General features: G+C 65.0%; 18 protein-coding genes and 3 pseudogenes. 7 read left to right on the top strand and 14 right to left on the bottom strand.

What is annotated here, in order from left to right:
* Window positions 1-101, top strand: a 101-nt coding sequence (locus K675_RS33525) for a hypothetical protein (RefSeq protein WP_157383913.1), incomplete at its 5' end; no start/stop codon positions are given.
* 232 nt (window positions 102-333) lie between these two features.
* On the opposite strand, the pseudogene K675_RS30440 reads toward K675_RS33525, so the two are convergent.
* Window positions 334-702, bottom strand: a pseudogene (locus K675_RS30440) (sel1 repeat family protein); the annotation flags it as partial.
* On the opposite strand from K675_RS30440, the pseudogene K675_RS31805 reads away from it, so the two are divergent.
* Both K675_RS31805 and K675_RS0106005 read left to right on the top strand, forming a co-directional pair.
* Window positions 701-934, top strand: a pseudogene (locus K675_RS31805) (hypothetical protein); the annotation flags it as partial. The pseudogenes K675_RS30440 and K675_RS31805 sit on opposite strands and share 2 nt — an antisense overlap.
* Window positions 935-1,092: 158 nt before the next feature.
* Entirely contained in the window at window positions 1,093-3,621 is a 2,529-nt protein-coding gene (locus K675_RS0106005; RefSeq protein ID WP_026144969.1) for a sulfite reductase flavoprotein subunit alpha, read from the top strand.
* Window positions 3,622-3,663: 42 nt separating this feature from the next.
* Here the strand turns inward: K675_RS0106005 and K675_RS0106000 are convergent, their stop codons facing one another.
* From K675_RS0106000 to K675_RS0105975, 5 genes are all read right to left on the bottom strand, one after another.
* Complete coding sequence (locus K675_RS0106000; protein WP_017902606.1) at window positions 3,664-5,205, bottom strand: alkaline phosphatase D family protein; 1,542 nt, start codon at window positions 5,203-5,205, stop codon at window positions 3,664-3,666.
* A 299-nt stretch (window positions 5,206-5,504) separates the two neighbouring features.
* On the bottom strand, window positions 5,505-7,247 hold the full coding sequence (locus K675_RS0105995) for a PTS fructose-like transporter subunit IIB (RefSeq protein ID WP_017902605.1): 1,743 nt from the start codon (window positions 7,245-7,247) through the stop codon (window positions 5,505-5,507).
* Between the two features lie 11 nt (window positions 7,248-7,258).
* Entirely contained in the window at window positions 7,259-8,200 is a 942-nt protein-coding gene (gene pfkB, locus K675_RS0105990; RefSeq protein WP_017902604.1) for a 1-phosphofructokinase, read from the bottom strand.
* Window positions 8,200-11,064, bottom strand: coding sequence for a phosphoenolpyruvate--protein phosphotransferase (ptsP, locus tag K675_RS0105985; protein WP_017902603.1), 2,865 nt, complete (start codon window positions 11,062-11,064; stop codon window positions 8,200-8,202). Before ptsP ends, pfkB begins: the two co-directional genes overlap by 1 nt.
* Window positions 11,065-11,492: 428 nt before the next feature.
* Complete coding sequence (locus K675_RS0105975) at window positions 11,493-11,858, bottom strand: hypothetical protein (RefSeq protein ID WP_026144968.1); 366 nt, start codon at window positions 11,856-11,858, stop codon at window positions 11,493-11,495.
* Window positions 11,859-12,534: 676 nt separating this feature from the next.
* Here K675_RS0105975 and cra point away from each other — a divergent pair.
* Window positions 12,535-13,530 (top strand): catabolite repressor/activator, encoded by a 996-nt coding sequence (gene cra, locus K675_RS0105970; RefSeq protein ID WP_017902600.1) that lies wholly within the window; start codon window positions 12,535-12,537, stop codon window positions 13,528-13,530.
* Window positions 13,531-13,532: 2 nt separating this feature from the next.
* On the top strand, window positions 13,533-14,324 hold the full coding sequence (locus tag K675_RS0105965; RefSeq protein WP_017902599.1) for a TatD family hydrolase: 792 nt from the start codon (window positions 13,533-13,535) through the stop codon (window positions 14,322-14,324).
* A gap of 117 nt (window positions 14,325-14,441) precedes the next feature.
* Here K675_RS0105965 and K675_RS34065 read toward each other — a convergent pair whose 3' ends face one another.
* The 5 genes and pseudogenes from K675_RS34065 to K675_RS0105945 form a co-directional block, all read right to left on the bottom strand.
* Window positions 14,442-15,146 carry a methyl-accepting chemotaxis protein gene (locus tag K675_RS34065; protein ID WP_420066326.1) on the bottom strand — a complete coding sequence of 235 codons (705 nt, stop codon included), beginning with the start codon at window positions 15,144-15,146 and terminating at the stop codon, window positions 14,442-14,444.
* Window positions 15,147-15,299: 153 nt separating this feature from the next.
* Window positions 15,300-15,503 (bottom strand): annotated as a pseudogene (locus K675_RS34060) (HAMP domain-containing protein); the annotation flags it as partial.
* 1,256 nt (window positions 15,504-16,759) lie between these two features.
* Window positions 16,760-17,602, bottom strand: a complete 843-nt coding sequence (gene ampE, locus K675_RS0105955; RefSeq protein ID WP_017902597.1) for a regulatory signaling modulator protein AmpE — start codon at window positions 17,600-17,602, stop codon at window positions 16,760-16,762.
* Window positions 17,599-18,162 carry a 1,6-anhydro-N-acetylmuramyl-L-alanine amidase AmpD gene (gene ampD, locus K675_RS0105950; RefSeq protein ID WP_017902596.1) on the bottom strand — a complete coding sequence of 188 codons (564 nt, stop codon included), beginning with the start codon at window positions 18,160-18,162 and terminating at the stop codon, window positions 17,599-17,601. Before ampD ends, ampE begins: the two co-directional genes overlap by 4 nt.
* 82 nt (window positions 18,163-18,244) lie before the next feature.
* Window positions 18,245-20,467: a DUF1631 domain-containing protein gene (locus K675_RS0105945; RefSeq protein ID WP_017902595.1), complete on the bottom strand. Its 2,223-nt coding sequence runs from the start codon at window positions 20,465-20,467 to the stop codon at window positions 18,245-18,247.
* A 371-nt stretch (window positions 20,468-20,838) separates the two neighbouring features.
* Here K675_RS0105945 and nadC point away from each other — a divergent pair, with 371 nt between their 5' ends.
* Complete coding sequence (gene nadC, locus K675_RS0105940; RefSeq protein ID WP_017902594.1) at window positions 20,839-21,687, top strand: carboxylating nicotinate-nucleotide diphosphorylase; 849 nt, start codon at window positions 20,839-20,841, stop codon at window positions 21,685-21,687.
* Between the two features lie 163 nt (window positions 21,688-21,850).
* Here the strand turns inward: nadC and K675_RS0105935 are convergent, their stop codons facing one another.
* The 3 genes from K675_RS0105935 to K675_RS32895 form a co-directional block, all read right to left on the bottom strand.
* Entirely contained in the window at window positions 21,851-22,348 is a 498-nt protein-coding gene (locus tag K675_RS0105935; RefSeq protein WP_017902593.1) for a methylated-DNA--[protein]-cysteine S-methyltransferase, read from the bottom strand.
* Entirely contained in the window at window positions 22,345-23,841 is a 1,497-nt protein-coding gene (locus tag K675_RS0105930) for an AlkA N-terminal domain-containing protein (RefSeq protein WP_026144967.1), read from the bottom strand. The genes K675_RS0105935 and K675_RS0105930 overlap by 4 nt, the downstream gene beginning before the upstream one ends.
* 124 nt (window positions 23,842-23,965) lie before the next feature.
* A complete protein-coding gene (locus K675_RS32895) occupies window positions 23,966-24,259 on the bottom strand; it encodes a hypothetical protein (RefSeq protein ID WP_157383911.1) in 294 nt (97 codons plus the stop codon).
* A 457-nt stretch (window positions 24,260-24,716) separates the two neighbouring features.
* Between K675_RS32895 and K675_RS0105925 the strand changes: the two genes are divergently transcribed.
* A complete protein-coding gene (locus K675_RS0105925; protein WP_017902591.1) occupies window positions 24,717-25,745 on the top strand; it encodes an SIR2 family protein in 1,029 nt (342 codons plus the stop codon).
* Window positions 25,746-25,755 lie beyond the last annotated feature (10 nt).

Genomic DNA, 25,755 nt, shown 5'->3' with positions numbered 1-25,755 from the left:
CCGGCCCCCGCCTGTACTGGCTGTCCACCGGTGCCTACACCACCAGCTACAGCGCCGTCGAATTCAACGGTTTCCCACCGCTGAAGTCGTTCTACGTGTAACTGATCGCGCCTGCGACACCCAAAGGCCCGTGCTCGTCACGGGCCTTTTTTGTTGGCGTGCGCGCTGCCGGGTTTGTAGGAGCCGGCCGGGCGGCGCTCCGTTTGCTGGCGCTCCGCCGAAGGCGGCCATTCAACGCCCCCTCCTGTCGCCGGCGCTGACGCTATCGCCAGCAAGCCGGCTCCCACGAGGATCGTGCTCCCGGAGAGAGAGTCTTACGCCTGAAACGCCTGCGGCGCGGTCGCTTTCATCACCCAGCTCGGCTGCCCGCTCATGATAAGCCAGGGCCATCGCCCTGATCGCCGGCTCACTCGCCGCCTGCAGTGCCTGGCGACTGACCCGGAGAAACTTCAGGTTACCGCCCTCCAGCGCCCGCTCCAGCCACCGCCGGGCCAACCCGATCTGCCCCTGATCGGCCAACACCGCCGCATGGCTGAACGGCCCACGAAAATCGCCCGCCTCGGCCGAACGCCGATACCACTCATGGGCCGCCACCCGCTCAGCCGGACAGAACCGCCCCTCCTCCAGATAGCGCCCGAGCAGATTCATCGACTTGGCATGCCCCATCTGCGCAGCGCGCCGATAACACGCCACGGCCTGAGCCGCCCAGCCCAGCGGCAATCAGATGCCGAACACGCCGAAGAACAGCTTCAGCCTGTGGACCACCTACGAGGTCATGCCCACGCTGCCCCGGAACATCGACCTGCAACTCAACGTGCAGAACCTGACCAACGAGACCTGCCACGACAAGGCCTTCCCGACCCACTTCGCCAACCAGGCGCCGGACGGTACCGCCCTGCGGACCACCCACTTCCACTTCCAGGTGGATGCGTAGCCGGAAGCCCCGCCCATCAAAATGAGCGGGGCTTTCATGCGTCAGGTCCGTTGTAGCGCAATATTTGTAAAAAGCTGACAAATATGAATTTGTCGCATTAACACACACGGCATAATGCGCGCCGTGAAACATCGGTTTGATTGAGCAAGGCGGTCATCGTGTTGAAAAAAACACTGTTCCAACTGCATTGGCTGTTCGGCATCACCGCCGGGCTGGTACTGGCCTTCATGGGCATCACCGGCGCCGTGGTGTCCTTCCAGGACGAACTGCTACGCCTGCTCAACCCCTCGGTGCTGCAGGTCGAGGTCCCCGACCATGAGGCCCTGCCCCCTGCCGAGCTGGTACGCAAGCTCGAGGCCACCGAGGGCAAGAGTGTCGCGATGCTGTGGGTCGAGCTCCATGGTGACCAGGCCGCACGGGTGTTCTTCACCGCCCCGCCGGGGGAACGTCGCGGGCAACTGCGCTACTTCGACCCCTATACCGGCGACTACCTGGGGGACGCCGTCGGCCAGGACTTCTTCAACCTGATGCTGCAACTGCACCGGTTCCTCGCCATGGGCGATACCGGCCGCCAGATCACCGGCGCCTGCACCTTGATGCTGGTGTTCTTCTGCCTGTCCGGCCTGTACCTGCGCTGGCCGCGCCAGGCCCTCGACTGGCGTGCCTGGCTGACCCTCGACTGGGCGAAAAAGGGCCGTGCCTTCAACTGGGACCTGCATTCGGTGGCCGGTACCTGGTGCCTGGTGTTCTACCTGCTGTCGGCACTGACCGGCCTGTACTGGTCCTACGAGTGGTACGCCAACGGCCTGAACAAACTGATGTCCGACTCCCCGGCCCAGCAGCGCCGCGGCGGCGGCCGTGGCCCGGCACCGGCAGGCCCGGCGCCCAAAGCCGACTACGACGCGATCTGGGCCAGCATCCAGAAGGCGGCGGGGCCCGGCCTGAGCGCCTACAACATCCGCATGCCGCCAGTGGCCGGCCAGCCGGCGATCGTGTACTACATGCTGCAGGACTCGCCCCACGATCGCGCCCTCAACCAGATCAACCTGGATCCGGCCACCGGCACCATCGGCGAACACTTGCGCTACGCCGACAAAAGCCTCAAGGCGCAGTTGCTGACCAGCCTCTACGCGCTGCATGTCGGCAGCTATTTCGGTGTCACCGGGCGGATCCTGTTGACGGTTTCCAGTCTGACCATGCCGCTGTTCTTCGTCACCGGCTGGCTGCTGTACCTGGATCGTCGACGCAAGAAACAGGCAGTGAAAAAAGCCCGCGAAGGACTCGGCCAAACCGGCGACGACGCCTCGGACTGGCTGGTGGGCTTCGCCAGCCAGAGCGGTTTCGCCGAACAGTTGGCCTGGCAGACCGCCGGCCAGTTGCAGGGCGCCGGGCTGTCGGTCCGGGTCCAGCCACTGGCCGAAGTCGGCGAACGGCAATTGCGCGAGTCGCGCCATGCCTTGTTCGTCGTCAGCACCTTCGGCGACGGCGAAGCGCCGGACAGTGCCCGCGGCTTCGAGCGCAAGGTGCTCGGCCAGGCCCTGGCCCTCGATGGCCTGAGCTATGCGGTGCTGGCCCTCGGTGATCGCCAGTACCCGAACTTCTGCGGCTTCGCCCGGCGCCTGCAACGCTGGCTCGACGCCCGTGGCGGGCGGACGCTGTTCGCTCCGGTGGAAGTCGACAGCGGCGACCCTTACGCCTTGCGCTACTGGCAGCAGCAGCTCAGCCAGATCATCGGTGCCGCGCCCATGGCGGCCTGGGAGGCACCGCACTTCGACAACTGGACACTGGGCCGGCGCGAACTGCTCAATCCGGGCAGCAGCGGCTCCGGCGTCTACCGGATCGGCCTGAGCGCGCCCACGCCAAGTACCTGGCAAGCCGGTGACCTGGTGGAAGTCCTGCCACGCCAGAGCAACGCCGCGGTGGCGCATTTCCTCAGCGGCCTGGGCCTCGACGCCGCCAGCCCGGTGCAGCTAGATGGCCTGTCGGAAACCCTCGCCCAGGCCCTGGCCAGCCGCCAGCTTCCGGACAATCGCGGACATCTGGTCGGCCTGCACGCCCAGGCCCTGGTCGACGCCCTGGTGCCACTGGCCCAGCGCGAATACTCGATTGCCTCCATCGCCAGCGACGGCGAGCTGGAACTGCTGGTACGCCAGGACCGACACGCCGATGGCAGCCTCGGCCTGGGCTCCGGCTGGCTGACCGAACATGCCGCCCTGGGCAGCGCCGTCAGCCTGCGCCTACGGCGCAACAGCGGCTTCCACCTGCCGGATGCGCCCTGCCCGCTGATCCTGCTGGGCAACGGCACCGGCCTGGCCGGCCTGCGCAGCCTGCTCAAGGCGCGCATCGCCGACGGCCAGCAACGCAACTGGCTGCTGTTCGGCGAGCGCAACGAGGCCCATGACTTCTACTGCCGGGAAGAGTTGCAGGGGTGGCTGGCCAGCGGCGATCTCGCTCGCCTGGACCTGGCGTTTTCCCGCGACCAGCAGGCCAAGGTCTACGTGCAGGACCGTCTGCGGGAGGCTGCGGACGAACTGCACCGTTGGCTCGCCGACGGCGCGGCGATCTACATCTGCGGCAGCCTGCGGGGGATGGCTGCCGGCGTCGACCAGACGCTGGTGGACCTGCTCGGTGCCGAGGGGGTGGAACGGCTGATCGAACAGGGGCGCTATCGCCGGGACGTCTACTGAGACCAGCGGATCGCGCCCCGCGGGGTGCGATCCGCGCCGCCGTCAGACCGGCTGCAATTTCTGCTCGAACACCGCGACACCATCCAGGTCGCGCAACACCACGTTCATCTCGCCGCTCTGACCGTCGATGTTCACTTCGCCGAAAAACTGGAAGCCGGCAAACGGCGAGCTGTTCTGCACCGTCGGCGCCTTCTCGAACACAACCCGTGGGCCGAACGTCTTGTCCAGCACGTTGGGCCCGAAGCTGCCGGCGTTCAGCGGCCCGGCGACGAACTCCCAGAACGGCTCGAAATCCTGGAACGCCGCGCGATCCGGATGATAGTGATGGGCCGCACAATAGTGCACGTCGGCAGTCAGCCAGACCGTGTTGTGGATCTTCCGCGCCCGCAGGTAGCCGAGCAGTTCGGCGACCTCCAGTTCACGCCCCTGGGCCGGGCCCGGGTCGCCATTGGCGATCGCTTCCCAACGCGGCACACCGGGGCTGACCTCGCCATCGGGCACGCCCAGGCCGATCGGCATGTCGGCGGCGATGACCTTCCACTGTGCCTGCGAGCCCTTGAGCTCGCGCTTGAGCCAGTCCAGTTGCTCGCGGCCGAGAAAGGCCTTTTCCCCGCCGAGGTTGTCGTCGTTCGGGCCGCGGTAACTGCGCATGTCGAGCACGAAGACATCGAGCATCGGCCCATAGCCGAGCTTGCGATAGATCCGCCCCCCACCGTCGGCCAGTTGCCGGCGCAGCGGCGCGTATTCCAGCCAGGCCTGGCGCGCAGGTCCGACCAGGCTGTGGATATCCTTATTCTTGTAGCGCTCGTCCAGTTGCTTGCTCGGCGACCAGTTGTTGGTCACCTCATGGTCGTCCCACTGCCAGATCTGCGGCACCTCGGCGTTGAACCGGCGCAGGTTGTCGTCCATCAGGTTGTAGCGGTAGTTGCCGCGAAACTCGTCGAGGGTTTCGGCGACCTTGCTCTTGGCCTCGGTGGTGATGTTGCGCCAGACCCGTCCGCTTTCCGTCGTGATCTGCGCCGGGATCGGGCCGTCGGCATAGATGGTGTCGCCACTGTGGATAAAGAAGTCCGGCAGGCGCAGGCGCATGGCCTCGTAGATACGCATGCCACCGATATCCGGGTTGATGCCGAAGCCTTGGCCGACGGTGTCGCCGCTCCAGACGAAGCGGATGTCACGACGCTGTTGCGGCACGCTGCGCAGATGGCCGAACCAGGGTTCGCTGGAGACACCGGTCTGGGCGTCCTCGAAGCGCACGCGGTAGAAAATCGCCTGGTCGACCGGCAGGCCCGTCAGCTCGACCCGGGCGGTGAAATCGGTACGGGCATCGGCCAGCGCCGAGACGAATCGCCGTGGGTTGCTGAAGACGCTGCGGGTGTCCCACTCCACCACCATGCGCGCCGGACGGTCGGTGCGGCTCCAGACGATCGCCTTGTCGCCCTGCAGGTCACCGGACTGCACGCCGTCGGTCAGCCGTGGACGGTCCTTGACCGAGGCGATCACCGCCGGGGCCAGGCCAGGCAGCAGGATACCGGCGCCCACGGCCTGCACGACACGTCGGCGTCCGAGATTGAAATCGCTCATGGTGAACTCCCTGAAAAAAGCCAAACGCTGAACTTAGCTTCAGGGAATGAAAGAGGTGTGACAGCAGACCGGAGGCGTATGCCGTGAACCAGCCCCAATGACAAACCAGCTCTCTAGCTGAACCGGCCCTTGTGGCGAGCGGGCTTGCCCGCGCTCGGCTGCACCGCAGCCGCAGGCCAGGCACCGCCGTTCATCCTGATGCACCGCGACAACAGGCGTTGGGGGCGCTCGGCGCCCCAGCGCGGGCAAGCCCGCTCGCCACAAGGTATCGCCCTTCTTTCATGAGGCGGCACGCCAGGTCAGGCCTGCGCCGGCTCCGCCACCAGCTCCACCGCTTCCGGGCGTTTCAGCAAGGCATAGACCACCGCCGTCAACAGGCTGCCGGCGATGATCGCCAACAGGTACAACAGCGCATGGTTGATCGCATTCGGGATCAGCATCACGAACAGTCCGCCGTGCGGCGCCATCAGCTTGCAGCCGAAATACATCGACAGGGCCCCGGTCAGCGCCCCCCCGGCGATGCTCGCGGGAATCACCCGCAGCGGGTCCTTGGCGGCGAACGGAATCGCTCCCTCCGAGATGAAGCACAAGCCCAGCACGAACGCCGCCTTGCCCGCCTCGCGCTCACTCTGGGCGAACTTGCGCCGGGCAAGCAACGTGGCGATCCCAAGGCCAATCGGTGGCACCATGCCGGCCGCCATGGTCGCCGCCATCGGTGCATAACTCTGCGACGCCAGCAGCCCGACCGAGAACGCATAGGCCGCCTTGTTGATCGGCCCCCCGAGGTCGACGCACATCATCCCGCCAAGCAGTACACCGAGCAGAATGGCGTTGGTCGTGCCCATGCTGTCGAGGAAATGCGTGAGGCCCTCGAGCATCCCGGCCACCGGCTTGCCGACCACATAGATCATCACCAGCCCGGTGAACAGGCTCGCCAGCAACGGAATGATCAGGATCGGCTTCAACGCCTCGAGACTGGTCGGCAGCCGGGCATAACGATTGATCGCCTTGGCGCTGTAGCCGGCCAGGAAGCCGGCGACGATACCGCCGATGAAACCGGCCCCCAGGGTGCTCGCCAGCAGGCCACCGATCATCCCCGGCGCCAGGCCCGGACGGTCGGCAATCGAGTAGGCGATGTAGCCGGCCAGCAGCGGCACCATCAGCTTGAACGCGCTCTCGCCGCCGATCTGCATCAGCGCCGCGGCCAGGGTGCCGGGCTCCTTGAAGGCGGTGATGCCGAACACGAACGACAGGGCGATCAGCAGGCCGCCCGCCACCACCATTGGCAGCATGAACGAAACACCGGTGAGCAGGTGCTTGTAGACGCCGGTTTTCTCCTGCCGGGCCGGTGCCTGGCTGGCACCCGCCGCCGCGGTCTCCGGCTTGCCTTCGGCCAGGGCCCGGTTCAGCGTGGCATCCGGCTGCTTGAGGGCGATACCGGTACCGCAACGGTAGATGTTCTTGCCGGCGAAACGCTCGGTGGCGACTTCGATGTCGGCCGCCAGCAGCACCACGTCGGCCTCGGCAATGGCCTGGGCACTCAGCGGGTTGCGCGCGCCCACCGAGCCCTGGGTTTCCACCTGCAACTCGTAGCCCAGGCGCTTGGCAGACTGCTGCAGGGCTTCGGCGGCCATGAAGGTGTGGGCCACGCCGGTTGGACAGGCGGTCACCGCCACCAGGCGCGCGGCCCGCTGGCCGGTCGCGTGGTTTTGCAGCGTTGGCTCGGGGGCGACATGCACCTTGGCCTCGTCGGCCCCACGACCGAGCACGCCGTCGACATCCTGCAGGGCCTGGGCCGGTGCCACCTGGTGCACCCGCTTGCCGACGAACCGCGACATATCCACCGGCACGCTGCTGACCAGCAGCACCCACTCGGCCGCCGCCAGGGTGGCCGCCGTCAGTTGCCGCTCCGGGTGACGCGGGTCGTGCACTTCGACACTGGTGCTCCAGCCCAGGCGCAAGGCCGCCGCTTCCAGCAGGCGGGCACAAAGCACGCTGGTGACCATGCCATTCGGGCAGGCGGTAATAATGGCTACGTTCATCACAAACCCTCTTATTGTTCTGTCAGGGCGTGCACGCTGACGCCTCGTTCAAGCTGTGCCAGTTGCGCCCGGTCGGCGATACCAAAACCAATCTGGGTCACTGCCTGGGCGGCGACCGCGGTGGCGGTGCACAGGGTCTGCCGGGCCGGGTGACCGCTGAGCAAACCGTGAAGCATGCCGGCCAGCAACGAATCGCCAGCGCCGACGGTGCTCGCCACGCTGACCTTCGGCGGTTGCGCATGCAAGGCCTTGGCCGCGCTGAACCAGTTGACCCCGTCGGCCCCCTGGGACACCACCACATGTTCGATACCCTGGCCCAACAGACTGGCAGCCGCCTCGGCCTGTGCCCGCGCCGTCTCCACCGGACGCTGCAGGACCTCGGCCAATTCCTCGGTGTTCGGTTTGAGCAGCCATGGCACCGCGGCCAACCCGGCCTGCAGGGCGGCACCACTGGTGTCCAGGGCGACTTTCAGTCCCAACTGTTTCAGGCGCAGCAACAGCGCCTGCAACCATTGCGGGCTGACGCCCCGGGGCAGGCTGCCGGCGACCACCACGGCGTCATGACCGGGAGCGATCCGCTCCAGCGTGTCCAACAGGGCCTGCCGGGCCTGCCCATCGACCTCCGGGCCCGGCCCGTTCAGATCGGTGACGCGGCCATCCTGCTCGGCCAGCTTGATATTGCTGCGGGTTTCCCCCGGCACACGGACGAATGCATCGACGAAGCCACGCCGGGCAAACAGCGCCTCGAACGGTTGCGGGTTGTCCATGCCAAGGAAACCGCTCACGGTCAGTTGATGGCCGAGGTCCGCCAGCACCTGGGCGACGTTCACGCCCTTGCCGGCCGCATGGGTCAGCATCGACACGCTGCGATTGACCTGACCGGGCTCCAGCCGTGCCAGTTGCACGGTCAGGTCCAGTGCCGGGTTCAGGGTCAGAGTCAGAATCCGCGCCATTACACCGCCTCCACGAGCGCACGCACTTCATCGGCGCTGCCCACGACCAGGGCCGAGCGGGCCAGGGCCTGGGCCGCCGGCAGGGCCAGTTCGCGCACCCGCGCCTTGACCTCGGGAATGCTGCGCGCGGCCACACTCAATTCGTCGACCCCGAGGCCAACCAGCACCGGCACCGCCAGCGGGTCGGCCGCCAGCTCGCCACACACCCCCACCCACTTGCCATGGGCATGGGCGGCACGCACGGTGATGTCGATCAGTTGCAACACCGCCGGATGCAGACCATCGGCCTGAGCCGACAGCGTCGGATGACCCCGGTCGATGGCCAGGGTGTACTGGGTCAGGTCGTTGGTGCCGACGCTGAAAAAGTCCACCTCGGCCGCCAGCACCGGCGCCAGCAGCGCGGCCGACGGCACCTCGATCATGATCCCCAGTTGCAGGTCGGCCACCGGGATTTCCCGGCGCAGACGCTCGGTCATGTCCCGGGCCTGGCGCCATTCGGCGACGCTGCCGACCATCGGGAACATGATCCGCAGCGGCCGGTTGTCGGCGGCTCGCAGCAACGCGCGCAACTGGCTCTCCATGATCTGCGGCCGTTGCAGGGTCAGGCGGATGCCGCGCACGCCGAGGAACGGGTTTTCCTCCTTGGCTATCGGCCAGTAGGGCAAGGGCTTGTCGCCACCGACATCGAGAGTCCGCACCACCAGTGGCCGCCCGTCCAGGCCGTCGAGCACACGGCGGTACTCGGCCTCCTGGGTAGCCTCGTCCGGTGCTTGCGGATGGGCCATGAAGATAAGCTCGGTGCGCAGCAGGCCGATGCCTTCGGCGCCCTGCTCCACTGCACTGGCAACCCCGGCGCTCTCGCCGATGTTGGCAAAGACTTCCACTGCGTGACCGTCGGCGGTCAGCGCCAACTCGTGACGCTGCTCGGCAGCCAGGCGCAGGCGTTGCTCGCGGGTATCGCGCTCCTGCAAAGCACGCTGCAGGGTGGCGGCGTCCGGAGCGACGTGCAGCCGCCCGCGCAGGGCATCGAGCAACAGCGTGGTGCCCGAAGCCAGCAGCAACACCTCGGCCCCCGCGCCGACCAGTGCCGGAATGCCCAGGGCCCGGGCGACGATGGCACTGTGAGCGGTGGCGCCACCACGGGCGGTGAGGATACCGGCGACCCGCGCCGGGTCGAGGCGCGCGACGTCCGATGGGCCGACCTCGTCCATCACCAGCACATAGGGCTCGTCCGGCTCGGCCAGGGTCTGCACGCCGCACAACTGTGCGAGCACGCGCCGACCGATGTCACGCAGGTCCGCCGCGCGCTCGGCCAGCAAGGCATCCTGCAGCGACTCCTGCTGGCGCGCCGCCGCCTCGATCACCGCCATCCAGCCGGCCTCGGCGCTTTCACCGAGCTTGAGGCGGGAATCGACCTCGTCGGTCAGTTCCGGGTCGTCGAGCATTTCCTGGTGGGTCACGAAAATCTCGCGAATCGCCTTGGCCTTGCTGCGCTGGATCAGCCCTTCGATATCCTTGCGGACCTCGCTCAGGGCCTCTTGCAGACGCTGGCGCTCGACGGCGGCGGAGTGGCCACGCAGCGGGTAGTCGAATGTCTGGGCGACCTGGACATGGGCCGGGCCGATGGCAATCCCCGGTGCGGCCGCAATCGCCGGGAGCTGGCTGTTGGCGGCCGGCGCCGTCACGACCACGGCCGGCTCGTCTTCCACCGGCGCGCTGACGACAGCGACCTCAGGCAGCGGCTCGACCTCTTCACCCAAGCCCTCCTCTACCGCGGCCAGCAGAGCCGGCAGCGCATCGGCGGCAATCGTCGGCTCGGCGATGAACTCCAGCACCTGGCCGCGGCGAGCGCCGAGGCTGAGCAGCTTGCTCAGGCTCTTCACCGAAACGGCGCTGCCCGGCGCATCGACGATACGCACACGGATGTCGCCGTCGAAGTTCTTCGCCAATTGCGCGAGGACTTTCGCCGGGCGGGCATGCAGGCCATGGGCGTTCGCCAGGCCTATGCGCGCGCTCGGCCAATCGGCCGGCAGCTCGCCACCGAGCACTTCCAGTACCGCACGGCGGCTGGTGGCGCGGCCCAACTCATGACCACGGCCTTCGATCAGCAGCGCGCAAAGCCGCTCCAGCAAGGCCTGGTGGGCTTCACCGAGGCTGGCGAGGCAGAACAGGCCGTGCAACGGCTGACCGAGGTAACGGATCGGCTTTTCCGGGGTGACAAAGGCCAAACCGGGGCGCTTGACCGTCTGCTCGCTGTGCAGCCACCACAGGCCATCACCCAGTGGCAGCGCCTCGACCTGCTGCAGCACGGCGGCGAAGCCGTTGCTCACGCAGTCGGCCTGGCGCAGCAGACGGGCGCCGCGCCAGACCAGTTCCTCGAAATCCTCAGCGACCACACCGAGGCCGATCATCTGTGCATCCAGCGCCAACTCCTGGGGCGCGCCCTGCAACAGCTTCAACAGTGCTTCGGCGCTGCTGGCGCGGCGCAGGGCCTGGCCCAGGTCAGTCTCGCCGAGGGCGCGGGTGAGCAGTTGCAGCAGGCGCAGGTGTTCGTCGGATTTCGCCGCAATGCCGATCGCCAGGTAGACGATTTGGCCGTCGCCCCAATCCACGCCCTCGGGGAACTGCAGCAGGCGCACGCCGGTGACGTGCACCAGGTCGCGGGTTTGCGGCGTACCGTGGGGAATGGCGATGCCCTGGCCGAGAAAGGTCGAGCCTTGCGCCTCGCGGGCCTGCAGCCCGGACAGATAACCCTCGGCGACCAGGCCGTCGGCCACCAGTGAGTCAGCGAGCAATTGCAGGGCGGCAGACTTGTCCACGGCCGACTGGCCCATGGAAATCTGCTCTACGGTGAGCTCGAGCATGCCTTTCTCCTATTCAGCGTCCACGGCTGGGCGCTAGGTATTGTTTTGAATACATCAGCTTAGGCTGACCGGCCGGACGAGGTGAAACGGTCTTGGGGCAGAACCGTGGCACGGGCCGTAATCGCCTTTAAATACGCTTGCTGAAACGTTTAATCTAAAAGTTCTCACACGTTACTCGATTATTGTCCTACGTAGAAGCCCTGCCGGTCGGTGAGATTGTGTGAGGGTCTGGAGAAAGGGGGGGACGCTGGGCAAGGCTTGAGGGCCCCTTCGCGGGCAAGCCGCGCTCCTACAGGGGCGTGTCGAGCGCGCAATGGACGTACGACCCGGTTCTGTAGGCGCGTGACTTGCCCGCGAAGAGGCCCTTGAGGCCGACAAAGGCTTCGCCAGCGAGCCCGGCTCCCAAAGGCCGCTACCCTCCTGAGGTTCTAGCCGTTGCCGTCCCCCGCGGGGGATGTGGCCGAACCCGCCAGCAGCGCATCCACCACCGCCCTGGCCATTTCCACCGAATGCAGCATGCCCCAGAACAGCGTGCGCTCCACCGGGTTGGCATGCAGGCCGATTTCGTCGCCGTTCAGCTCGGCGACCGCCAGCAATTGCGAGACATAGCTCAGCGCATCGTGGGCAGTGACACCGGGCTGGATGACAAATAACGAAGGTTTGAGGGGGGCGGTGTGGTCGACGGTTCTGGAGAGGGTCAAGGAAAGGGAGTCCAGCAATCGGGCGGCATCACGTCGCGGCTGCGCAGGGTCACTGGAAACGGGAGGTGGATCAGGGGTGATTTTCTTGGCCATGGTGAATCTCCAACAGGTTCAAGGAGATCTCCACTCTCGCTGCGATACAAGGGTGGCGAACTGTACGCAGGTTCGCAGACCGGTCTGTTGGACACCGGCAGGCATAAGCCTCCTGCGCACAGCCCGCCATAACGCAGACAAGAAAAAGCCGCTCACGCGGCGCTGTGCGCCAACAGAAACCGCCGGGCTGCGAAACCCGCATCGCTGATTTGGCAGCGACCTCGGAAATGTAGACACGGCACTGAACGCACTCAATATTCTCCCACGCCAAAAACACGTAGGAAATATAAGTTCTTTTTGAAAGCTGTTTCTCCGCATTACCAGCCCCCATCAAGCCATGGACACCGGATGCCTGGCCGGATGACCGCCCCCCCCCCCTGTGGCGAGCGGGCTTGCCCGCGCTGGGTCGCGAAGCGGCCCCAAAACCGCCCACCCGGTCTATCAGGCACAACACAGTGGCAGATTTTGCAGCCGCTGCGCAGCCGAGCGTGGGCAAGCCCACTCGCCACAGCCTCGCCCGGTTCCAGCACCATGGAGCCGCCGATGAGGCTCCGGGGGCCTCGGACCTGTTCCCCAGCAACCCATGCCGCAGCTCCTTCTCAGTGTCATGGCTCGAAAATAGGATACGATCAACGAACATGCAGCCATGAGCTACAGCTAACAAGGAATCATCCGCTTGAAACTCAGTGATATTGCCCAACTGGCCGGTGTCTCCGTCACCACCGCCAGTTACGTCATCAACGGCAAGGCCGAGCAACAGCGCATCAGCAACAGTACCGTGGAGCGGGTACGGGCGGTGGTCGAACAATACGGTTTCACCCCCAACCCCCAGGCGGCCGGGCTGCGCAGCCGCAGGACGCACACCCTCGGCTTCATCCTGCCGGACCTGGAAAACCCCAGCTACGCACGCATTGCCAAGCTGCTGGAGCAAGGTGCCCGCGCCCGCGGCTACCAACTGCTGATCGCCAGTTCCGACGATGACCCGCAGAGCGAACTCGAGCTGCTGCAACTGTTCCGCGCCCGGCGCTGCGATGCCCTGTTCGTCGCCAGTTGCCTGCCGGGCGAAGACGACAGCTATCGCCAGTTGCAGGAGCGGGGCCTGCCGATCATCGCCATCGACCGGGAAATGCAGCCCGAGCATTTCTGCTCGGTGGTCAGCGATGACCACCAGGCCAGCCTGCAATTGACCGGCAGCCTGCTGCAACCGCGACCCCGACATATTGCCCTGATCGGCGCCCGCGCCGAACTGAGCATCAGCCAGCAGCGGGCCGCCGGCTTCCGGCAGGCTCTGGACGGTTTCGCCGGCGAAGTGCTGGTCGAACATGGCGAAGCCTTCAGCCGCGATTGCGGCCGGGAACTGATGGACAACCTGGTCAAACGCCTGGGCCATCTGCCCGACGCGCTGGTCACCACCTCCTACGTGCTGCTGCAGGGCGTGTTCGATGCCTTGCAGGCGCAGCCGCTCAATCCGCAGCCGCTGCGCCTGGGCACGTTCGGTGACACGCAGTTGCTGGACTTCCTGCCACTGCCGGTCAACGCCATGGCCCAGCAACACCAGTTGATCGCGGACAAGGCCCTGCAACTGGCCCTGGCCGCCATCGAGGAGAAGAACTACCAACCCGGCGTCCAGGCGATCGCCCGGACCTTCAAGCAGCGCATCCGCGAGGCTTGAACATGGAGCTGATCGACACCCACACCCACCTCGATTTCCCCGACTTCGATGCCGACCGTGGCGAACTGCTTGAACGCAGCCGCGCCCTCGGCGTCGGGCGGATGGTGGTGCTGGGCGTCTATCGGGACAATTGGCAACGGGTCTGGGACCTGGTGCAGGGCGCCCCGCAGCTGCATGCGGCGCTCGGACTGCACCCGGTATACCTGGACGACCACCGCCCCGGCGATGTGGATGAGCTGCGCGACTGGCTCAGCCGCCTGGCCGGCCACCGGCAATTGTGCGCGGTGGGCGAGTTCGGCCTGGACTACTTCCTCCCGCAACTCGATCGCGAGCGCCAGCAGGGACTGTTCGAGGCGCAACTGCGGTTGGCCGCGGACTTCAACCTGCCCGCCCTGCTCCACGTGCGGCGCAGCCATGCCGCGACCATCGCCACGCTCAAGCGCTTCCGACTGGCCCGCGGCGGGATCATCCACGCCTTTGCCGGCAGCCGCGAGGAAGCCCGGGAATACCTCAAGCTGGGTTTCAAGCTCGGCCTGGGCGGCGCCGGCACCTGGCCGCAGGCCCTGCGCCTGGGCAAGGTGATCGCCGATCTGCCGCTGGAGGCCGTGGTGCTGGAAACCGATTCACCGGACATGGCCCCGGCGATGTTCCCCGGCCAGCGCAACAGTCCGGAACACCTGCCGGCCATTTGCGCGGCCCTCGCCGAACTCATGGGCATCAGCCCACAGACATTGGCTGCCGCCAGCACCGACAATGCCTGTGCGGTGTTCAACTGGCCGGTGACTGCGGCCTGAGCGCAGGCAACAGGATCAGCGAATCTGCGCTCATGCCGGGCAGAAAGGTCGGCCGCCAAAGAAAACAGGCTTCTGATTACACGCCAGGCATTCAAGTACTACAGACGATTCCAAGGGTCATACCCGGAAAGCACCGATGAGCTGTTTCAGCTCGACCACCTGGGCCGACAGTAGCCGACTGGCGCTTTCGGCCTGGTGCGCGCCATCGGCGGTGCGCTCGCCGGCGCGGTTGATCTCGACGATGTTCTGATCGATATCGTGGGCCACGGCCGTCTGCTGTTCGACCGCGGCGGCAATCTGCTGGTTCTGGTCGACGATCATGCCGACGGCGCCGAGGATATGTTCCAGGGCGCGCTGAACCTTTTCCGACTGCCCGACCGTGCCATCGGCCATCTGGTGGCTGACGCCCATGGCCTTGACCGCTGCGCCGACGCCGCCGTGCAGCTTGCCGATCATCTGCTCGATTTCCTCGGTCGACTGCTGGGTGCGCTTGGCCAGGGTGCGGACCTCATCGGCCACCACGGCAAAACCGCGGCCCTGCTCACCGGCACGCGCGGCCTCGATGGCGGCATTCAGGGCCAGCAGGTTGGTCTGCTCGGCAATGCTCTTGATCACCTCGAGAATCTGGCTGATCGACTGGCTGTCGGCGGCCAATTGGTTGATGACCAGGACCGACTGGTCGATCTCGCCGGCCAACCGGGCGATACAACCCTGCTGCGACTCCACCAGTGCCCGGCCGTTGAGGGTTTCGTCATTGACGCTGTGGGCGCTGCTGACCGCCGCCGCGGCACTGCGTGCCACCTCCTGGGCGGTCGCCGACATCTGGTTCATGGCCGTGGCGACCTGCTCGATCTGGCTGCGCTGGCCGGCCACCGCCTGGTTGCTGCGGGCCGACACCGACTCCACCTGGCCGGCCTGGCGCTCGACCTCGCCGACAGTGTGCCCGACCCGCTCGATCAGGTCGTGGATCTTCGCCACGGTGCCATTGAACACCGCGCCCAGCTCACCCAGCTCGTCGCGGCTGTGGGCGACGAAATTGACCGTCATGTCCCCGGCCGCGACCTTGTCCATCATCTGCCCCAGACGCCGCAGGGTGGTGCGGGTCGAGGCGTAGAAACCGCCATAAAGATAGACGATCGAGAGGAACACCACCGCCAGCGCCGCCACCAGCAGGAGCATCTGCAGGCGCTTGTGTTCCAGGCGCTGCTGCAGTTCCTGGGCGAAATACGCCAGGGTCGCGTCATTGAGCTGATAGGTCTGGGCCATGACCGTGCTGACCTGTTCATAGAACGCCGGCCACGGCGCCTCCAGGGTCTCGGCCATCACCACCTGCTCCTCGAACAGCTCGCTGGCCTTTTTCAACGAGGCCTGGCTGGCGTTGGCCAGTGAATCCAGCGCCGCATGGGCGTTGTGGCTGCCGCCCAGGGCATCCTGCAGCTTGAGGGCATATTCGGCCTGCAGCTTCTCGATCTGCTGCAGCAGCTCATCGAAGCGGGTGCTCGAGGATGAATTGAGAAAACCCTGGCCGAGGGAATAGGCGCCCATGGCACGGCCTTCGCCGAGGGTCTGGGTCACCTGCGGGGTAACGCTGGTGACCAGCTCGCTCAGCTGGCGCAGGTCGCCCTGGGCATCGCGGCTGAGGCCGGACTGGCTGGCGACGATCTTGCCGAAGATCTGCGCCTTGCCCAGCAGCTTTTCGATCAGCGCGCTTTTGCTCTGCAAGGAGGTTTCGCCTTGCTGGGCCTTGAACGCGGCGATCAGTTCGTCGCGCTTGGCGCTGAACTGCGCCAGTTGTTCGGGGTCGCCGGTCACCGCCGTCAGGCCTTGCAGGCGGCCGAGCACGCTCTGTTCGAGCTGGCTGATGCGCCCTTCCAGATCCCCGGCCTTGCCGGACTGGCCGAGCACGGCGTTGATCTGCACCTGGTTGTTCAGGGTTTCCAGATCACGACGCAGGGCCAGACTGCTGCCCAGCAGGTCCAGGCTTTGCAACTCGACCTGGGTGGCGGAGAACTCGCGGTAGGAATCACGCACCAGGTAGAAGTTGGTCACCAGCATCGGCGCGAAGAACAGCACACTGATCAGGCTGAATTTCTTCCCGAAGCTCAGGCGATTCATCAGGGCGACGGCGGGAAATAGCAGACTCTTCACTAGAACGCTCCCTTTCCTATTATTTTTATAGTGGCGGCAGGGGCACAGGCATATAGCCAGTATCCGCAGCTACTGCCTGTATAACTCAATTTGGAAGGGAGTTTTGTAACTTAAGGTTAACCGGAGCGAGGGAACGGGCCAGTGGACAGTCGTGGCTGTCCCGGCGTCTTCGCGGATAAATCCTGCTTCCCACGGGTCTTATGATGCACACAAAATAGATGACCGGCACAAGATACTGTGGAAGCAGGGTTGATCCACGAAGAGGTCAGACCAGACAACTCGGGTCTCTAGCGAATCAACACCGTCCACAGGGCAAACCCGGCATACCAGAGCACCGCCGCCCGCAGCAGCAGTTCCCAGAGGCTGTCCAGGCTGGAAACACCGTCAGGCCCCTGCGCCGAAGCCGGCACTTCCCCGGCCACGCGCCCGACCTTCTCGATCAGTTGCCGGGCGCTGATGTCCCAGTTGAGCAGTTCGTGCAGCATGATCCGGCTGACCGCCACGAAGTTGCCGACCAGCGCCAGGCTCGCCGCCAGCAGGCGCACCGGCAGCCAGTCGAAGGCATGGCGCAGCAGGGTGGCACGCTCGGCCAGCGCCGGGCTCTGGCTATGCTCCGCCGCCAGGGCCAGGAGACGATAGCTCAAGGCCGCGACCGGCCCGAGCAGGAAATACCAGAAGATCACCGCAAAGAAGCTCTGGTAGGCCTGCCACAGCAGGTAGCCCTGGACCCTCTCCAGCAGTTCCTCGCCGTTGTCGGCACAGGCCAGGTTCATGTCGCGCCTGGCCACATGCACGCCGGCCTGCAGGTCGCCGCGCCGCCAGGCATCGCGGAACGGCCCCAACGCGGCCAACAGGTCACCGCGCCCGAGGCTATAGACCACCACCAGCAAATGCACCGGCAGCGCCAGCAGGCCATAGGCAACCGGTTGCAGCACCATCAGCAGCAGGCCGAGCAGCAGCACCGGCAACAGCACCAGCAGACCCAGGATCAACCAGGGCCGTTTCGCCCAACGCGGGGCGGACTCGAGCCGGGCCAGTTCGCCCAGCCAGGCACCATCTCGCTGGACACGCTGGCGCAGGGCCGAGAACTTCTCGATCCACACCGCCAACAGCAGCACCAGAAAACTCATTGCGACTCTCCTTTTTCCAGCAGGGCGGCGCGAAAACGCCCCCAGTCAAAGCCCTCGCCCGGATCGGTCTTGCGCCCCGGGGCGATGTCGCTGTGGCCGCAGATCCGTTGCGGCGTGATGGCCGGATACGCCGCCATGAGCTGGCGAGTCAGGGCAATCAGCGAATGGTACTGCGCCTCGGTGAAAGGCAGATCATCGGTGCCTTCCAGCTCGATGCCCAGGGAAAAATCGTTGCAGGTCTCGCGCCCCTCGAAACTCGACACCCCGGCATGCCAGGCCCGTTTCAGACAGGAGACAAACTGCGTGACCTCGCCGTCACGTTCAATCAGAAAATGCGCAGACACCCGTAGGTGGGCGATACCATCGAAGTAAGGGTGTTCCGTAATATCCAGGCGATTCTGGAAGAACTCCTGCACCTTGCCGGTAGCGAATTGTCCTGGCGGCAGGCTGATGTTGTGGATCACCAACAGGGAAACTTCCCCTTCGGGGCGCTCGTTGAAGTTGGGCGACGGACAGTGAACGACTGCCTGGCACCAACCCGTGGCGGGATCCAGCTGCATACAGATTCCTTCGAGGATAAAAGCGACCGCCTCAGTATGCCGTGAGAGCAGCCTCGATGGGCAGCGCCCGCGCAGAAAAACCTCAGCGCTTCTTCAGCCGCCGCAGATTGCCGACGACCGACGCCAGAGCCCGGTCGAACAGCAGCGTGTCGTCCAGCAGGCGGACTGCCCCCCGGCGGAACTCGACGGCCAGCCCCTGGGCGCTACGCTCCAGCACCTTCATGCCGGTACGGTTGACAAAAATGTACTTGCCGGTCGGTTCGACGATCGCCGCCAGCTTGCAGCGCTGGCCGTTCTCTTCGTCTTCACGGAACTCGACCCAGTGGCCGATCCGCAGTTGCCGGACCCACACCAGGCCGGCATCGTTGTCCGGCAATTCCACCGCACGCTCTTCGCGGTAGCCGTCATCGGCGGCACTGAGGACGATTTCCTCGAGCACCTCGACCATCGCCGGCTCTTGCGCCTCGTCCCGGGCAGGCTCGACGCTCTGCCTGGCCAGGCGCTGGAACACCTGGACGTGCAGGGTTTCCAGCTGGCTGAAGAATTCACTGGTGGCAAACGGATCGAACGCCGCACTGGCCAGGCCGTCACGCAGCGCCTTGAGCAGGCCGGGCACCAGGTCCAGCAGGCGCAGGCGCGCATCGGCCACGCCCTGCGGATCGGCGCTCCAGATCAGCTCATCCATGGTCTGCAGGCCGGACCGCCACTCGGCGGACTGCTCGCCGTGCTTGAGCCAGACCAGCAACAGCACCTTGCTCCAGGCCTCCTGGAGCAGGCGCACCACCACTTCGGGCAGGGTCTTGCCCAGCAGCCGCTCGTTCAATACATCCTGGACCCGCTGGCGGGCCAGTTCGGCCTTGGCCCGTCCTTCCTCGGCATCACGGGTACGCTGTTCGAGCAGTTCGCTGCGGCGACGCTCGTCACTGGTGAAGGCCAGGAAATCGGTGAGCAGCTCGGAGAAAATGGCGGGATCGTCGACGAAATCGTTCAACAGGCGCTGCACGATCTGTTCGATGCGCAGGTACAGGGCGTCGCGCTGGTAGTCGTCGCGGGCGCCCCAGCCCATGGACGCCGAGGCGATTTCATTCAGCAGACGGCGCGCCGGATGACTGCCGCGGCTGAAAAAGCTCTTGTCCAGCACCGCCACTTTCAGCATTGGGATCTGCAGGCGGCCGATCAGTGCCTTGAGACAATCCGGCAGGTTGCGGTCATCGAGGATGAATTCGAAAAGCATCGCGATCAGGTTGATCACGTCCTCGTCCATACCGCCGACCACCCGCGACTTGCCGCTCTTGACGCTGACCCGGGTGAGCAACTGCTCCAACTGGTTGCGCAGATCGAAGTCGTCCGTCGCGGCCTGGGCCGGCACGTACTGCTGCAGGTGCGAGAGCAGCCGCAACAGGTCACGGGTGGAAATCGGCTGGATCTCGGAGCCCGTATCCAGCTTCGGCGCGACGCTGCCACGTACATGCTGCAACAGGTCCTGCAGGGCCGAGAACACTTCCTGGACGCTGGCGTCGAGGGAGGAGCTACCGGGCCGGGCCTGCTCGCCCTCCGCGTCGCGGGTCCGCGCACTCGTCGCAGGGCGATCGGAGGAACGACGGGCCGGCGCGGCCTTGAGCTCCGGCAGCACGCCGGTGGCGATCAGCAATTGATTGGCTTCGGCGTACAGGTGATCGGCGTCGCTGAGCACATACTTTTCGAACAGTTTGAGGATGATCAGCTTGACCTTGATCTCCACCCCCAGGTCGTGTCCGGCCTCGAGGAAATACTCGCAGAGCATCGCCGGGCCCATGGGGTTGCTCTGGTCGTCGAGGCGGCGGGTGATCAGCGCGTTCAGCCGCGCGGTCAGTTGCCCCAGGGCCAGACCGTCACGACTGAGAACCTTGGCGACCATCGCATCCAGCGCGACGGTTTTCTCCAACTCGTCATTCGGTACCAGCGCCAGCTTGTCGTAGGACATCGGCGCGGCCAGGGCCACCTCGTGCACGTCGTACTGGCCAAGCGCGGCGAAGGCATCGGCGAAACGCTCGTGAAAGCCCCGCTCGATGTTCTTGCGCTTGAGCCGCAGGTCGCGCATGGCTTCGAAGAACGTGTTCTGGTCGACGTTGTTCAGAGCCTTGTCGGCCATTTCGAACAGCGTGTCGTCGGCATTGTCGAACAGCGCCTGCAGACCCTGGCGCAGTTGCTGGGCCGCCTTGTCGCGCACCTGGAGCAGAACCACGGGCAGACGGGCGAGCGGCGACGGCGTCGCTCGTTCGTCGGTGGCCTTGTGCAAAGGCACTACCTTCCCGTCGTTGTGCATCCAAGCCTCCCTCTGCGGTTCTTTGATCCAGCATGAACAATCGGTTTGTGCGAGGTCTTGGCACAAGCACTCGCAACCCGCTCCCGGCTGCGGCCCAAGGCGACCGCCGGCTATCGATAATCGGGGGAATCACAGAGACGTCAAAGCTATGACGTCAATTACAAGTCATATTATCTTGCAAAAGATGTCACTTTTGCCAGCGAACTCTGCAACTCGTTTTTCGCCCTGTCGCTGGGTAGACCGCCAGAGACGTAAAAACGCTCACGCAAAACGACAAAATGTCGGTTTAACGGGCGGCGTTCGATGGGTGTGCCTTGGGTTGGCCGACGCCAGGGCCCTATAATCGGGGGACTTTGTTTGTGGAGCCCGTTATGCCGAATCTACGTCTCGCCGACCTGACCGCCGAAATCGAAGCCAACGTGCGCCGTGCGTTGCTCGAAGACATCGGCAACGGCGACATCACCGCACAACTGATCCCCGCCGAACGGCTGGCCAAGGCCACCATCATCACCCGTGACGAGGCGACCATCGCCGGCACCGCCTGGGTCGATGCCGTGTTTCGCCAGCTCGACCCACGGGTGGCGGTGCATTGGCAGGTGCGCGACGGCGAGCGGGTCCAGCCGAACCAGGTGCTGTTTCACCTGGAAGGACCGGCACGGTCGCTGCTCAGCGGTGAACGCAGCGCACTGAACTTCCTGCAGATGCTCTCGGGCGTCGCCACCCATGCGCGCTACTACGCCGACCTGGTGGCCGACACCTCGGTGAAACTGCTCGATACCCGCAAGACCCTCCCCGGCCTGCGCCTGGCGCAGAAGTACGCGGTGACCTGCGGCGGCTGCCACAACCACCGCATAGGCCTCTACGATGCGTTCCTGATCAAGGAAAACCACATTGCCGCCTGTGGCGGCATTGCCCAGGCCGTCAGCGCCGCACACAAGATCGCTCCGGGCAAGCCGGTGGAAATCGAGGTGGAAAGCCTGGACGAGCTGAAGGAAGCCCTGGCGGCCGGAGCCGATATCATCATGCTCGACGAACTGAGCCTGGACGACATGCGCGAGGCCGTGCGCCTGAACGCTGGCAAGGCCAAGCTGGAGGCCAGCGGCGGCATCAATGAACGCACCCTGCGGCCGATCGCCGAGACCGGCGTCGACTACATCTCGATCGGCACGCTGACCAAGGATGTGAAGGCGGTGGACCTGTCGATGCGGTTGAGTCTCTGACGCGTCCCGCCCTCCACCGCACCGTCTCCTGTAGGAGCCGGCTTGCTGGCGATCCACCGAAGGCGGCCATCCACCTGTAAGGGTGTTGGAAGGACCGCTATTGCCAGCAAGCCAGCTACCACAGGGTCTCCGCGCGCCACAGAAAGGTGGTGTAACGCGGCACTCACTGCAACTGGAAGTGCCGCGCCTCATGCTCCAGCAGCCACTGCTTGGCCGCCAGCCCGCCACCGAAGCCGGTGAGCGTACCGTTGCTGCCGATCACCCGATGGCAAGGCACGATCACCGGCACCGGGTTGCGCCCATTCGCCGCGCCCACCGCCCGTGAAGCCCTGGGCCGGTTGATCTGCTGGCAAATCCGCCCATAGCTGGTGACGCCACCGTAGGGAATCGTCACCAAAGCGTCCCACACCTCGCGCTGGAACTCGGTGCCGAGCATGTTGAGCTTGAGATCGAATGCCAGGCGCTCACCGGCGAAGTACTCCTCCAACTGCCGTCGTACCGGCGCCAGCTTCTCCGGCGAATGCAACCAGCCCTCCAGCGGCGTCTGCGGCCGGTAATCCAGTTCGAAGCGCAGCTCGCGCAATCCGTCGTCATCGGCGACCAGCATCATCGGCCCGATGGGCGAAGGGATCACGTCGTAGTAGATCGGGTTTGTGGTCATTTCCGGCTCCTGCGTATCAATTCCGAGTCCGTGGCCTGGCGCCACAGGTACATGACCGAGTACGCCCGCCAGGGGCGCCAGTCCTCGGCCAGGGCCTGCAGGGCCCGGGTGCTCAGTGGCGGGTCCTGCGCCGCCACCTGCCGTCGCAGGATCAGGTCCGCGGCGGGGAATGCATCCGGATGATTGAGCACCCGCATGGCAATGTAATGGGCCGTCCATTCACCGATCCCCGGCAAGGCGACCCAGCGCCTGACGAAATCCTCCAGCCGTTGCTCGGCACGAAAGTCCACCTGCCCCTCAATCAGGGCCCGGGCAATGCCCTGGATGGTCGTGGTTCTGGCGCGAATGACGCCGATCGACCCGAGGTCGGCATCAAGCAGTTGTTCCGGCGTCGGGAACAGCCGGTCGAGCCCAGACGCGGGAGGCTCTTCGAGCACGCTGCCGAAGCGGGTCAGCAGGCGCGCAGCCAGAGTGCGTGCCGCCGCGACACTAACCTGTTGGCCCAGCACCGCCCGCACCGCCACCTCGAAACCGTCCCAACCGCCCGGCAGGCGCTGCCCGGGATAGCGCTCGACCAACGGCGCCAGCACCGGACTCGCGCTCAGGGTGGCGACAATCGCCCGCGGGTCGGCATCCAGGTCGAACATCCGCCGAATCCGCGTCACCACCGGCAGCATCTGCGCTGGCGGTACGTTGAACAACTCCAGCTTCAGGGCATGCGCCTCGCCGGGCCAGGGGCTGACCTGCAGCCAACCGGGCGATTCGACACTGCCGAACACCCGGCGATAGCTACCCTCCCCGACCACCTCGATACCCGGCAAGGCCCGGCCGGCAAGAAATCCGAGCAATGCCTCGAAGTCGTAGGGCGGTCGATAGCCAAGGCGCAGGACCAGGGCGCTACCGGCATCGGCCCTGGGCTTGCGTCGCAACTCCCGGGGCGCGACATGGTTGGCCTCGGCAAACGCCGAATTGAACCGCCGCAAGCTCTGGAAACCCGAAGCCAACGCCACCTCGGTGATTGGCAGGGCGGTTTCGGTCAGCAACTGCTTGGCGAACAAAAGGCGCTGGGTTGCGTGCACCGCCATCGGCGGCGCGCCGAGGTGCTGGACGAAGAGCCGGCGCAACTGCCGCCCGCCGATATCCAGGCGCACGGCGAGTTCGTCGAGGGAGTGCTCGGCGAGAAAACCTTCATGGATCAGCTTCAAGGCCCGGGCCACCTGGTGCTCGCCGTGCAGCCAGACGCTATTGCCCGGCGCCAGCTCCGGCCGGCAGCGCAGGCAGGGCCGGAAACCCAGCGCCTCGGCGGCGGCGGCACTGGGGTAGTACTGCACGTTCTCGACCTTGGGCGGCCGCGCCGGACAGACCGGCCGGCAATAGATCCGGGTACTGAGCACGGCGGTGAAGAACACCCCGTCGAACCGCGCATCGCGACTCAGGCGAGCCTTCTGGCAGATATCGGCGGAGGGAAATGGCGCAGCGATTGTCCTGTTTATGGGCGCAGGTTAGCACCGGGCGTGGGGGCATACTCGCCATTTTCGGACAGCAATGAGGCAAGGCGGGGGCGCCCCATTGCCGGGAAGCGCCAGGCAACGAGGCTGTGAACTGGCCGGGGTAAACTCAATGTCGCCCGGCGCGGGCTCCCCAGAAGGAAACCCATGAAATCCCTGCAACCAAGAGGATTACCATGAAATCCCAGGCCATGGATGCCCAGTAGGCTGCCGCAGAATCAACCAGCGTGTAGGTCCGGGTGGGTCCGCCCCTGGCGTACACATGATGAACGCCACGGGTCAAGTCACCTACCCATTCGTAGGCGAGGAGCGCTGAACAGCCCGCCATCAGCCATCCCATCACGAGCAGAGCGAGCGTTACCCTGACGGATTCTTTGCGCGGAGCCTGCTTTTTCTTCTTCACTTGCCGTGCTTGCACTCAGTACCTCGACACTCACCCTAAAACATCAAGCGGGTCTCTATAACGCATTTTGTCTGGGCGGACAAAGAGGGGGTCAGGCAGATAGGAAAAGACCCGCACAAAGCGGGCCTCAAGGGAGCCAGTAAGCGAGAAATCGCCAGTGGCCGAACTGGATGGTGCCGGAGACAGGAATCGAACCTGCGACCTTCTACGCGTTAGTTATGCCACTAAAACCGCTACATGTTAGCGCCGGAAAAATATGCCACATCTGCTGGGCGCCAACAGCCACCGCGCGACCATCAAGCCAGTGAGGTAGAGAGCGACCTTACAGGGCTTCCGCCGCGCGAACCGTCAGCCGCAACATGGACACCGTGATGTCATTTCAGTAGCCTCCATGAGGCCGTCACGCCTTATGATGCCTAGGCGCCCACGGATCAGATCAGCGTTTTTGGAGGTTAGGATGCCTTTTGCAGCAATTCGTGGTGGCACTGCTCTAGAGGATCAAACGGAGCTTGAGGCACATCTAGCCTCACTTCTTAGACTAGAAAACATCGGCCTCCTTCTTGGCGCCGGGGCATCAGTCGCTGCTGGTGGCCTTACAATGATTGCGCTTTGGACCAGGTTTGTGACGGACTGCGCGGCAGACGCTGCATGGCTGGTTGAGCATGGGTTCATGTGCGAGGAGGCCACTACGCTTCCAAGGCCCATCACACCCAATTTCGAGCGTCTTATCGATAGCCTAGAAATCGCCCTGTCCGATTGGACCAGGCAAATGGGCATGTTCGAAGATAACCCGATTGAGTACGCTCCTGGCGAGCGAGAGCTGGAAGAAAAACTCCTTGGCCTGAAAACGGTAAAGGCAGCTCTTTTCAGAAATGTCGTCAGCGCTGCTTTGCTGCGGCGTGAATGGTGGTTGTCTCCGAGTGGAGTGGAGTCTGACGACGACGGTCTCGCGAGCCAGCGTACGATCCTTCAGAAGCTTGTTTCGGCTCGACAACCGGGTCAGTCCTCCCCTTGGGTGTTCACCACAAATTATGATCTAGCCATCGAATGGGCAGCCGAATCCATTGACCTACAAGTCTCAAATGGCTTCCTGGGCACCCACACTCGTCGCTTTTCACCCCAGAGCTTTGATCTCGGCTTCCGAAACACTCAAGCGAGGGGCGAAGCAAGATTCGGCGTCTACAACATCTATTTGGCAAAGCTGCACGGCTCACTGACTTGGAAGCAGGAAAACGACCAGGTATTTGAGGTATCTGCTCCGCTTGCACACCAACGTATTGAAGCTTTCATGGCTGAGCGAGACGGCTCGGACCTAGGTCTGATGGTGATGCCGAGAGCGGCGAAGTACATGGACACCGTCGGCTACGTTCTGGGCGAGCTTTTTCGCAGGTTTGCAGAATTCATGTCTAAGCCTCAGAGCTGCCTGATCCTGTGTGGCTACAGCTTCGGGGATGTAGTGGTCAACAATTCCCGGACACAGAATTGAATTTTTCTTC

It is taken from the genome of Pseudomonas fuscovaginae SE-1 (genome assembly GCF_000364705.1).
GTDB lineage: Bacteria > Pseudomonadota > Gammaproteobacteria > Pseudomonadales > Pseudomonadaceae > Aquipseudomonas > Aquipseudomonas fuscovaginae_A.
Note: the sequence above shows the minus strand (reverse complement) of the source record. Positions and strands in the feature narration are given on the sequence as shown.

What these genes read in the sequence shown, in the direction of transcription:
- K675_RS0106000 (WP_017902606.1), bottom strand. Translation starts at nt 5,205, where the DNA reads ATGAGCGATTTCAATCTCGGACGCCGACGTGTCGTGCAGGCCGTGGGC.
- K675_RS0105995 (WP_017902605.1), bottom strand. Translation starts at nt 7,247, where the DNA reads ATGAACGTAGCCATTATTACCGCCTGCCCGAATGGCATGGTCACCAGC.
- pfkB (WP_017902604.1), bottom strand. Translation starts at nt 8,200, where the DNA reads ATGGCGCGGATTCTGACTCTGACCCTGAACCCGGCACTGGACCTGACC.
- ptsP (WP_017902603.1), bottom strand. Translation starts at nt 11,064, where the DNA reads ATGCTCGAGCTCACCGTAGAGCAGATTTCCATGGGCCAGTCGGCCGTG.
- K675_RS0105975 (WP_026144968.1), bottom strand. Translation starts at nt 11,858, where the DNA reads ATGGCCAAGAAAATCACCCCTGATCCACCTCCCGTTTCCAGTGACCCT.
- K675_RS0105965 (WP_017902599.1), top strand. Translation starts at nt 13,533, where the DNA reads ATGGAGCTGATCGACACCCACACCCACCTCGATTTCCCCGACTTCGAT.
- K675_RS34065 (WP_420066326.1), bottom strand. Translation starts at nt 15,146, where the DNA reads ATGTCGGCGACCGCCCAGGAGGTGGCACGCAGTGCCGCGGCGGCGGTC.
- ampE (WP_017902597.1), bottom strand. Translation starts at nt 17,602, where the DNA reads ATGAGTTTTCTGGTGCTGCTGTTGGCGGTGTGGATCGAGAAGTTCTCG.
- ampD (WP_017902596.1), bottom strand. Translation starts at nt 18,162, where the DNA reads ATGCAGCTGGATCCCGCCACGGGTTGGTGCCAGGCAGTCGTTCACTGT.
- K675_RS0105945 (WP_017902595.1), bottom strand. Translation starts at nt 20,467, where the DNA reads ATGCACAACGACGGGAAGGTAGTGCCTTTGCACAAGGCCACCGACGAA.
- nadC (WP_017902594.1), top strand. Translation starts at nt 20,839, where the DNA reads ATGCCGAATCTACGTCTCGCCGACCTGACCGCCGAAATCGAAGCCAAC.
- K675_RS0105935 (WP_017902593.1), bottom strand. Translation starts at nt 22,348, where the DNA reads ATGACCACAAACCCGATCTACTACGACGTGATCCCTTCGCCCATCGGG.
- K675_RS0105925 (WP_017902591.1), top strand. Translation starts at nt 24,717, where the DNA reads ATGCCTTTTGCAGCAATTCGTGGTGGCACTGCTCTAGAGGATCAAACG.